The following is a 9,915-nucleotide window of genomic DNA, read 5'->3' on the forward strand; positions in this document are numbered from 1 at the left end:
CCGCAAAGCTTGATCGCTACATGGTCGCACGCCGCCTACCAGACGCAGAGAAGGCGGGCTTGGTGGAGCGCGTCGGAATTATGGAATGCTCGATTTCAGGACGTAAGGCAGTGGCCTGGAGGGCGGTTAAACATGACTAAGCGCCCAAGGGAGTACGCCGCCGAGATTCTACAAATGCAGGGCAGGGAGGAGCGAGCTAGAGCGCTGGCCGCCGTTCCTGCGCAGTTCCGGGCGATGGTTGAAGCGCATGTGCGGACCCACTTTGCGCTGAAGGCCAAACCGAAAGCGGCGCCGACGGTAATCACGCCAGAGATGGCCAGGGCTCTGATACGGAGGCGGGCGGCATGAGCGACGAAACCTTGGAGCAAAAGTTGCAGAACATCCGAAACAAGGCGGCTGAGTTTGCGAAGGCCAAAGCGAACCGGGTTTACCTGGAGGAGTTCCGTAAATCCAAGATCGCCATTCTCATGAGGGAGGCCGAGAGCGCGGACCCTGACCTGACGGCAGCGAACCGGCAGGAGGCATGGGCGAGGCGTCACCCTGAATATTTGGAGCTGTTGAAAGGTCTGATGCAGGCGACGGAAGAGGAGGCGCGTTTGCATTGGGAGTTACGGACAGCGGAATGGGCCGTTGAAATCTGGCGGACAAAGTCGGCCAACAAGCGGGCGGAGCGGATGAGGTACGGGGCGTGATTTACAGAAATCAAAAACTACTGGCCGCGATTCGGCAATTGCCTTGCGCCTCCTGTGGCATTGAGGGCGGTTCACAAGCGGCCCATTCGAACCTGTTGAGACACGGCAAGGGCAGGGGGCTGAAGGCGTCAGATGCCGCCACGTTCCCGTTGTGCGTGCCTTGTCACATGGAGTTCGACCAAGGCAAAGCATTAACCAAAGCGGAGCGCGAGCAGCTGACCATGGATTGGCTTGCCTGGACACATATCCAACTTATAGAAAACGAAATGATTGAGGTAAAACGATGAGACGAGCAGTAGATGAAACCGCGTGGTTACTGGAACAGTGGGCGAGGTGGTCAAAAGCTGATTCAGGCGTGGGCTATCCATCGTCCACGCCGTTTGCGCGGATGGCTGGGAGTTCGGTGCGGTCGCCGGTAATTACGGATCAAGAGGCGGCCAGGGTGGATATGGCTGTCTCTAAGTTGCGGGCTAGGGACGAGGAGATGGGGGAGGTCGTGAGGCTGTACTACATGGCAGGTGAAAACTTGTCTTATGTTGTACGTCGCATACCGAAACTTGATCGCCGTAAAGCAGATATATTAGTTAAATCCGGCATAGCTTGGCTGGATGCAGCACTTAATGCCTCTAAGTAAAGTGTTAATAAATATGGTGGATTATTATGAGGTGGCTAACTGTCTTTATTTTTTTAACTGGCACTATTTTAGGGGCTGTATTGTCATACTTGAAACTGCATCCAGGCTACTTCATATTACACTGGACATGAATTTTTCCACTTCAGCATAAAACTTGGCTGGTTCATTTTGTACCCAGTGATTTGCCCCTTCAAAGCGAACATTGTCTAGCGTTTCGATGAACTCCATAGCCCGTTCACATCCTTCTAAGCTCTGAGTGCCCCAGAAGTAGACTTTAGGAATTGGCAGCGCCTCATAAAACTGTCCCCAACTGACAACTCCGCGACTGTCCTGGGTTGCGTGTTGGGAATAGATTTCGCTGGCGGTCTCGCCTAATACAACAGGATCACAGCGTCTGACGGATGCAAGATACTTTATTCCCGCCCCATGTCCCCAGGAAAGTGGAAAGCACGTCGCAAAGCCGCTTCCCTTTACCCAGTGATTAAACTCTTTTTCATTTAGGCTGGAATATTGCTCGGAAATTATTCTGGATAATATGACGTTTTCCTCGTGTAACCCACCTTCTGCGTTGATAAAGCCTTGTATAACTCTTTTGTCATCATTCTTGCAAACCAGGGTGGAAACATCCCCGCCCCAGGAATGACCCAGCAGAAAACATTTTTCAATATTTATAAACTTCAACGCTGCTAATATGCGCTTTGCCTGAGTCTCTGTGCTATGGGATATAGAGGATGCAGGCGAATAACCGTAGCCACACATATCAAACATAACGATGTTATGATTAGGTAGCCAATCAATTGCATCAGCAAAACATAAGTGAGACTCTCCCAAACCATGTAGAAGAACTAAAGTATCTTGTTTTTTTGAAATGCTGGATGATAAACAATAGAGCTTGTCGCCATCAATATCTAACCATCTTTCGTTTAGCACAATTCTCTCTCTGTATTGATAAATATAATCTTTCCATGAGGTAAAGGTGTGGACTCCATATTAGCACGTGGCTATTATATTTTGGATAAGACCTATTCATAACCGCTTTCGGATATAGGCAAGACCGTATTATGCCTTCAAATAGCGGTAACCATCCCGCCAGATCCTCTCCAGTAACACCCGGGCAAGCTCTATAAAATCGCGGGTATCGTCAGAAGGAAACGGCAGCTTTCCGGTTGCTGCATTGGAGTAGTATGGTTCACCTTTGGAGAATTTTCCGGTCAAAGTTAATGTAGTATGACAATATGAGTGGCGCCTAATGAAGCAGGGGCATCTAGACTTCCTTAAGGCTTGTCACGCGGCATAAAGCCTCTGCCCCAGGTTTTGCACCGGGACGTTAAGTAATCCAGGGTTGATAAGATGCATGAGTTCATTGCGACGTTTGTATTCTTTTTTGCTGTGATAGATCCGGTAGGAACCATTCCCGTATATATGGCTGTGACCGCAGGGATGACTGAACCGGCCAAACGGAGAGTGGCGGCCAAGTCCATCACCATTGCAACCGGTGTGTTGGTATTTTTCGTCATTGCAGGAGAGCTGATCTTAACCAGCATCGACATTCCTTTGTCCGCCTTTCAAGTGTCAGGGGGGATCATTTTGTTTCTCTTTGCGTTAACCATGATCTTTGGCGAGAGCAAGCCCGAAGAAGAAATCAAAATGATTAACAGAGAATCCGAGACTGCGACCTTTCCGCTGGCTATTCCGTCAATCGCCAGCCCTGGAGCTATTTTGGCGGCAGTATTGCTGACAGAGAATAATCGATTTGAGCTATGGGAGCAGTTTCTGACGACTGCGATCATGTGCTTGGTACTGTTAATCACTCTCATTTTGATGTTGCTTTCAAGCTTTATCCACAAGTTTGTCGGCACACTGGGAACGAGCATTATTAGTCGGGTGATGGGAATGATTCTGGCGGCGTTGGCCGTGACGAATATTCTGTCTGGGATTCAGGCATTTTTCAGCTTGTAGGAGCGCTATGCCTAGTTCGATCAATTTCAAACACTTATATTACTTCTGGGTGATTGCCAGAGAGGGGTCGCTGGTTGCAGCCAGTCGGGAACTGAATCTGGCGCCGCAAACGTTGAGCGGTCAGCTCGCGTCTCTGGAAAGCCAGTTGGGAGGGCTTCTATTTAAGCGTCAGGGTAAACAGTTAGTACTGACCCATCTCGGCCATACAACTCTGAAGTATGCGGATGAGATGTTCCGAGTCGCTGAAGAATTGAAGCATGTGACCTCAATGATCACCACTCAGCAGACCATCAAGGTTTCTGTCGGCATTTCCGCGTCAATTCATAAATTGTTCGCCTACCGGATGCTAGAGCCGGCGATGAAACTTGAGCGTCAAGTGGATTTTAGCTGTCAGACAGGGAAGGTTGATTACTTGGTGCAGGAGCTGGATCACCATCGGTTTGATATTGTCCTGGCTGATCGGCTGCCTACGATACAACGAAGTAGCTCTATCCATTGGTATAAACTTGAGGAGTCGACGATCAGTTTGTTTGCTGCTCCCTCCCTTGCAAAAGATCTGCGTTCCCGCTTTCCTAAAAGCCTTCATGGTCAGCCTTTCCTTGCTGCCACCCTGGACTCGCCATATTTTCATCAATTGATGCAATGGTTAAGTAATCAGGGAATCAAGCCCGTTGTGCGTGCAGAGATAGATGACAGCGCGCTAATAAAAGTTTTTGGCGCCCATGGTTTGGGGGTTTTCGCTGCACCCACTATCGTGGCGGATGAGGTGTGCCGACAGTATCAGGTGGAATCGATCGGCAACATTGATGTGGTTATGGAACATCTATTTGCGATAACCAGAAGTCGGCTTTCTGGCAACCTGGCTGTTGAGGCAATCTGTAAGCGCTATCAGCGCTGACGACCCAGTAACGCGAGTCCGCACCATTTTTGACTAAGCTCTATGCGGCGTTTGCGTGTAGATGGATCGGAAAAATCGTATTAACGATACCGGATAATCTGATTTTATCTAAGGATGAGTTGTCGCAAACTCCCAGTGTCGAACACACATGGGAGAATCCGAGATGAAAACGATTCATAAATATCGATTGCAAAGTGGAGCAGCTATTAACACTCTGAATTTGCGCCAAGGTTATCGCATTGTTCGTTCAGAATACCTGTTAACGGAAAAAGCAGTATTTATTTGGGTAGAAGAGCCGCTTTCCGTCTCAGTGCCTTGTATTACGGCAGAATTTGTTGTGGTGTTAACTGGAGACCCTGTCCCGAGGAGCTATATATACAGAGATACGGCGCTTGATCCCTTTGGGCCTGAAGCATTTCATGTATATGAAATTCCAGAAGGAGAGCTGGAAAACAAGAGCCCTGAAAAAGCTGACAGATTACAGGCAGCCTAAAGACTCGGCTTTGAATGTCTTGTGGGTGAGGTGAGTATGAAGATTGACAAAAATGACAGGCTGATTGCGTCGTTGCAGCATATTATTCACTGGTCTGTCAGGGTATTGGCAATCCTCATGGCGTTTGTGATTGTCATGGGGGTTGTGGATGTTGGTTGGACGCTATACCAAAAGCTAGGTGCGCCGCCTCGCTTCATACTCACTATATCGGATATGCTCGCGACCTTCGGGGCCTTCATGGCGGTACTCATTGCGATTGAGATCTTTATAAACATTACTGTTTACCTTCGGGAAGATGTCATTCATGTCAAAATTGTGCTTGCGACAGCTTTGATGGCCATTGCGCGGAAAGTGATAATATTGGACACGGAACAAGCTGACCCAATGTATATTCTTGCTTTGGGCGCTGTTGTATTGGCGATGAGTGTTGGGTATTGGCTTATTCACCGGTTACCTGACTCGCGGCATGTAGGCGAGTAACGTAATCGGGTTACTAAGGAGCTATTTCCGTTCGATAGTATTGCCTCTGGCTGCAATAATGGATACGTAAGAATTAGTATTATTTTAGACATGAACTCTCCCCCTCGCGAACAAGGATGAACACCATGTCATAATACATGACGATAGCAGTGATAAGTTTACAGTGGTTTTAATTATGACTGAGTACACGTGACAGTGTGATCTTACCTACCAATGATAGACACCTTGCTATGCGAGTAAACTACGCTACAGAGGTGAATTATGACCAAAAAGGAAACAACAAAATCCAAATCTCGCCAACGTTATTCCGACGAGTACAAGGTGGAAGCCCTGGCGCTAGCTCAACGTATCGGCGTGAGTGCTGCCGTAAGGCAATTGTCTGCACGAGTCACAACTTTACAATTGGCGCAGGATCGTGGCGAACATGGTCACAGTTTCAGTCAGTATCAGAATGGAGTAATCCATCCGGGGGGGGCTGGCAAATCGCACTGCATGGTGAATAATTGACCACACTTTTCCGCCATGAGAGGTGAAAATGGCACTCAATATCTCAAATTCGCTACTTTACTCACTATGCCATGATTTCCGGGAATTCTCTGCTACAGAGCATTTCCCTAAAGTCGTATTTTCAGCAATTTCCTGCCGCTTTATAAGGTTTCAAGCAATAAACGAAGCGCGATTCCCCTGTCCGGGGGGGCTCTTTAGGGCGGTAATAAGGAGGAAAAAACAAATTCTTCGCCGCTCTCCATTTTACTTAGGGGCTTAAAATGACGACTGGTTTCTACCTTTTTCTTTTGCTCGATATAAAGCTTGATCTGCCTGCTCTATTAAAGCTGTCTTGCTAAGCTCCGCATTATGAGAGCTAGTCGCCACACCTAGGCTTAGAGTAACTCGATCACACACTTCTGACGATTCATGGGGGATATGCTCTTCCCAAATGGCGTTACGTAGGTTTTCAGCAATAATAATAGCATCTTGTTTATTCGTTCCTGGCAAGATAATAGCAAACTCTTCCCCGCCATAACGGGCGGCAACATCAGTCGAGCGATGGAGGCTCCTGGAAATAGCGCTCCCTACTCTTTTTAAACATGCGTCCCCCGCTTGATGACCCTTGCTGTCGTTAAACCTTTTGAAGTGATCGATATCGCATAGAATAAGAGAAATTTCCATATTGCCCCGATGTGCTCGTTTGAGTTCCTGATTAAGGACTTGATCAAAATGGCGGCGATTTGCAAGCTGGGTTAGAGGGTCAGTGAGAGATATTCTTTTCAGCTCAATATTTGCGCTTCTTAGTTCGCTATATGCTTGATATAGTTTATCTTCAAACTTTTTTCGCTCACTAATGTCGTGCGTGAGACCAACAAATAAATGCTCATCATCAATGATTAGCTCGCTTATAGATAACTCAAAAGGGAATGTGCTACCATCTTTACGAAGACCTTCTACCTCGCGGCCTATACCTATAATTGTATTTTTTTTGGTTTCAATGTGGCGCTGTAGATAACTATCATGTTGACTGCGGAAGGGCTCTGCCATTAAATGCTTTACGTTTTTTCCTTCAATCTCAATATCACTATACCCAAATAATTTTTGGGCGGCGAAGTTAATTGATTGAATAATACCTTGAGTGTTAATAATAATTATTCCATCTACTGCATTGTCAAATATACTTTTCATTTTTGATGTGACGCTAAGCAGCTCCTTTCGCATTGTGGCTATCCTGGCCATAGCATTAATCTGGGCGGTCAGCGCCACAGCACTTATCGGCTTGCTTAGATAGCCATCTGCCCCCGATTCTATACCTTTTTTGATGTTCTCATCCCCGCAACTACTGCTCAAAAATACAATTGGGAACCAGTCATCTTGAAATATCTCTCTGATACGCTTAGTTGTTTCAAAACCGCTAATTCCAGGCATTTCCGCATCCATTAGTACTAGATCAAACTTACTCTCTATTAAAGCGGCTATAGCCTGCTGACCATTATTGACCATAATGCCAGTGTGTCCTGATGAGGTTACATATTCATGAATTAATAACCTGATAGCCTTGCAATCATCCACAATTAGTACTTTCATGACTCCCTCTTTTCTAATCCGTATATTAAGGAACCTCTGAAAAACTACCTGCGGCGTCAAAAGCCGGCTCAAAATGCTCATTTATTCACGATAAACTGCGCTTTTTCGCCGACTTTTTCCTTGCACTGGCAGCCTCGCCGACGTTTTTCAGAGGCTCTTTAAGTATAAGGCCGCCAAGCAAAAACAATATTATAGTTCAGACTGCCTAACTCAGTGATGCCCCTTTTTTGTTCATGAGGGGGGGGGCTATCTTATGGTGGAGAACGCCTTCGCCCGATTCAATCAGTACCGGGCCATCGTGACGAGGTATGACAAGTTGAAGAGGAACCATGAAAGTATGGTAGCCATGGCTTGCGGGTATTTATGGCTGCCGATATAAAACGTCAATAGGCCCTAGATAGCCCTTGGAATATCGGACCATTGAGTAGTATAAGCAGGAGAAAGCTTCCCTCGTTTTATTCCCCAGGGCTGCTGTATACCCTGTCCAGCAAACCAAACAACGCCACCAGTTCCCCGGTTCAGCTTATCCAATGTCTCCATAAGCTCCACACTACCGCGCCTCCCTTCGTCCTCTTCAAATAGATGACGCTGACAAACCCCAGGAGGGGAGAAGTCACAGAGCAATACTCCGGCCTTCAAATAGCGGTAGCCATCCCGCCCGATCCTCTCCAGTAACACCCTGGCAAGCTCTATAAAATCGCGGGTATCGTCAGAAGGAAAAGGCAGCTTTCCGGTTGCTGCATTGGAGTAGTATGGTTCACCTTTGGAGAATTTTCCGGTCTGGATAAACACGGTAATGACGGCGGCGCGCTGATTCTCTCCGCGGAGCTATTGATGCGTCAAGAAACTCGCATGCTTTAGAGAATCAAGTGGCACGGTTTTCGTGAGCGAGGTGGTTCGAATATCCGGGCTTTTTACACTGGAATCAGTGAGCTGGAGGATCTATCTTTAAAGTGTTGAAAATTGAATAATATGCATGCGCGATATATAAATGTTAGCTCTAAATTCAAGCTGGTCACATTAATGAAGAATAGGGGGGAAATAATGATGAGAGTCACAATGATATTGTTATCATTAGTGTTGAGCAGTTTGAGCTATGCAAATAATCAATCATCAAATTTTTTAACAGCTGAAGACTCGGATCCGACAAAAATGGGCTGGATGGTTGGATTTCCACCACCGAAAGATAAACTCATTATGCAGCCGGAATCTGATTTTTTTAGCTTTCCCAAATTGCGGTGGACTGCTTGTCACATTCGAGAGTTGATGCCCACCAAACAAGTAAGTAGGGGAATCTCTGTGCCAACTTCTTTCGTTTATGCCAATAACAAAAATATTGATTCATTAACGTTCATACCTATGAACAGTGAGCGGGAGGTAACATGGGCCCAATCACTATCGGAAAATTATACCGACGGTATTCTCATTCTGCACAAGGGCAAAATTGTTTATGAAAGATATTTCGGTTGTTTAAACGAGATGGGGCAGCATGCAGCTATGTCGATGACTAAGTCACTTACGGGGCTCTTGGCAGAAGTGCTGATAGCTGAAGGAAGACTTGATGAGAGCTCTAAAGTCTCTTCAATCATCCCGCAACTTAAGGATAGCGCATTTGGAAGTGCGACAGTCCGACAAGTTATGGACATGACAACAGCTTTGGATTATAGCGAGGACTATTCCGACCCCAATGCTGATATCTGGCTTTACTCCAAGGCGGCAAGCCCTTTGCCCAAGCCTAAAGAGTACAAAGGCCCGAATGGCTACCTTGAGTATTTACAGACAGTCAGAAAAAACGGTGTACACGGAGAAGCTTTTGGTTACAAGACAATTAATACGGATGCACTGGGATGGATTATTGCCAAAGTCACTGGTAAAGACGTTTCACAGCTATTGTCGGAGCGTATCTGGAGCAAAATGGGCGCAGAGCAGGACGGATATATGACTGTTGATGCCAGGGGAATGCCTTTCGCAGGTGGTGGACTTAGTGCAAGCCTGCGTGATCTTGGGCGGATTGGGCTGTTAGTGCTTAACGGCGGCAAGATTAATGGACAACAAATTTTCCCCCAAAAGGCCGTTGAAAGCATCTTGGCCGGCGGTGATAAAGTTGCTTTTGCCAAAGCTGGTTATAAAACGCTCCCCGGTGGCAGTTACAAAAGCATGTGGTGGGTTTTTCATAATGATCATGGGGCGGTGGCGGCTCGCGGCGTCCATGGTCAAACAATCTACATAGACCCGACCGCTGAAATGGTTATTGTCAGGTACTCGTCTTTTCCTTCAGCCAATAACGCAAAGATTGACCCAACATCGCTGCCAGCCTATCAAGCTGTAGCTGAATACCTAAAAAAAAACAGTAACTAAAAAAATTATGGCTAACAAGCCGCTGCACACCGATACATACTAGCTTTGCTGGTTTTTGTGTGTTGGACCGCCTTCACTATTAACCTGGCATCGATATAGATATGATGCAATGCCCATATGATTATAGAAGACGCTCGCTCATTACCTCAGGCAAATCGCACTATATGGTTGAATACTAGACAGTAAATCCATAGAGTACGCCCATTTTTCTCCCCTAATAAGGACTGTTATGGGTTCTTCTTTAATTGACGGCGTTAAACACCATTTCTCCAGCCTTTCTGATCCTCGTCGAGAGACGCTCAATATGCGGCATAATTTCTATGAT

General features: G+C 46.6%; 13 protein-coding genes and 3 pseudogenes. 11 read left to right on the top strand and 5 right to left on the bottom strand.

Translation table 11 applies throughout. The features are described from left to right. Positions 1–132: 132 nt before the first annotated feature. Genes KP814_RS31380 through KP814_RS31395 form a run of 4 tightly spaced genes read left to right on the top strand, consistent with a single transcriptional unit; the run spans position 133 to position 1,326 of the window. Positions 133–348, top strand: coding sequence for a hypothetical protein (locus tag KP814_RS31380; protein ID WP_216740475.1), 216 nt, complete (start codon positions 133–135; stop codon positions 346–348). Continuing rightward, positions 345–692: a hypothetical protein gene (locus tag KP814_RS31385; RefSeq protein WP_216740476.1), complete on the top strand. Its 348-nt coding sequence runs from the start codon at positions 345–347 to the stop codon at positions 690–692. The genes KP814_RS31380 and KP814_RS31385 overlap by 4 nt, the downstream gene beginning before the upstream one ends. After that, positions 689–979 carry a DUF968 domain-containing protein gene (locus KP814_RS31390; RefSeq protein WP_216740477.1) on the top strand — a complete coding sequence of 97 codons (291 nt, stop codon included), beginning with the start codon at positions 689–691 and terminating at the stop codon, positions 977–979. Before KP814_RS31385 ends, KP814_RS31390 begins: the two co-directional genes overlap by 4 nt. Beyond that, positions 976–1,326 carry an antiterminator Q family protein gene (locus KP814_RS31395; RefSeq protein ID WP_216740478.1) on the top strand — a complete coding sequence of 117 codons (351 nt, stop codon included), beginning with the start codon at positions 976–978 and terminating at the stop codon, positions 1,324–1,326. The genes KP814_RS31390 and KP814_RS31395 overlap by 4 nt, the downstream gene beginning before the upstream one ends. A gap of 111 nt (positions 1,327–1,437) precedes the next feature. Here KP814_RS31395 and KP814_RS31400 read toward each other — a convergent pair whose 3' ends face one another. Together KP814_RS31400 and KP814_RS31405 are read right to left on the bottom strand one after the other, a co-directional pair. Continuing rightward, a complete protein-coding gene (locus KP814_RS31400) occupies positions 1,438–2,256 on the bottom strand; it encodes an alpha/beta fold hydrolase (RefSeq protein ID WP_216740479.1) in 819 nt (272 codons plus the stop codon). 129 nt (positions 2,257–2,385) lie between these two features. Beyond that, positions 2,386–2,577, bottom strand: a complete 192-nt coding sequence (locus KP814_RS31405) for a hypothetical protein (RefSeq protein WP_216740487.1) — start codon at positions 2,575–2,577, stop codon at positions 2,386–2,388. A gap of 99 nt (positions 2,578–2,676) precedes the next feature. Here KP814_RS31405 and KP814_RS31410 point away from each other — a divergent pair, with 99 nt between their 5' ends. From KP814_RS31410 to KP814_RS33010, 5 genes and pseudogenes are all read left to right on the top strand, one after another. Beyond that, entirely contained in the window at positions 2,677–3,285 is a 609-nt protein-coding gene (locus KP814_RS31410) for a MarC family protein (RefSeq protein ID WP_216740480.1), read from the top strand. Positions 3,286–3,292: 7 nt separating this feature from the next. Continuing rightward, positions 3,293–4,183 carry a LysR family transcriptional regulator gene (locus KP814_RS31415; RefSeq protein WP_216740481.1) on the top strand — a complete coding sequence of 297 codons (891 nt, stop codon included), beginning with the start codon at positions 3,293–3,295 and terminating at the stop codon, positions 4,181–4,183. Between the two features lie 163 nt (positions 4,184–4,346). Then, on the top strand, positions 4,347–4,676 hold the full coding sequence (locus KP814_RS31420; RefSeq protein WP_216740482.1) for a hypothetical protein: 330 nt from the start codon (positions 4,347–4,349) through the stop codon (positions 4,674–4,676). Positions 4,677–4,712: 36 nt separating this feature from the next. Continuing rightward, positions 4,713–5,156 (top strand): phosphate-starvation-inducible PsiE family protein, encoded by a 444-nt coding sequence (locus KP814_RS31425; protein WP_216740483.1) that lies wholly within the window; start codon positions 4,713–4,715, stop codon positions 5,154–5,156. Positions 5,157–5,417: 261 nt separating this feature from the next. Then, positions 5,418–5,565, top strand: a pseudogene (locus KP814_RS33010) (transposase); the annotation flags it as partial. A 353-nt stretch (positions 5,566–5,918) separates the two neighbouring features. Here the strand turns inward: KP814_RS33010 and KP814_RS31435 are convergent. After that, the gene (locus KP814_RS31435) at positions 5,919–7,232 is read right to left on the bottom strand and encodes a diguanylate cyclase (RefSeq protein ID WP_216740485.1); all 1,314 of its coding nucleotides are present in this window, start codon (positions 7,230–7,232) and stop codon (positions 5,919–5,921) included. Positions 7,233–7,485: 253 nt separating this feature from the next. Here KP814_RS31435 and KP814_RS31440 point away from each other — a divergent pair. After that, positions 7,486–7,611, top strand: a pseudogene (locus KP814_RS31440) (IS5/IS1182 family transposase); the annotation flags it as partial. 14 nt (positions 7,612–7,625) lie between these two features. Here the strand turns inward: KP814_RS31440 and KP814_RS33015 are convergent. Next, entirely contained in the window at positions 7,626–7,772 is a 147-nt protein-coding gene (locus tag KP814_RS33015) for a DUF4113 domain-containing protein (protein WP_253938778.1), read from the bottom strand. 54 nt (positions 7,773–7,826) lie between these two features. Beyond that, positions 7,827–8,048, bottom strand: a pseudogene (locus tag KP814_RS33200) (DNA polymerase V subunit UmuC); the annotation flags it as partial. Between the two features lie 228 nt (positions 8,049–8,276). Here KP814_RS33200 and KP814_RS31450 point away from each other — a divergent pair. Beyond that, the gene (locus KP814_RS31450; RefSeq protein ID WP_253938776.1) at positions 8,277–9,590 is read left to right on the top strand and encodes a serine hydrolase; all 1,314 of its coding nucleotides are present in this window, start codon (positions 8,277–8,279) and stop codon (positions 9,588–9,590) included. The last annotated feature ends 325 nt before the right edge of the window (positions 9,591–9,915 follow it).

The organism is Hahella sp. HN01 (genome assembly GCF_018986435.1).
Classification (GTDB): domain Bacteria; phylum Pseudomonadota; class Gammaproteobacteria; order Pseudomonadales; family Oleiphilaceae; genus Hahella.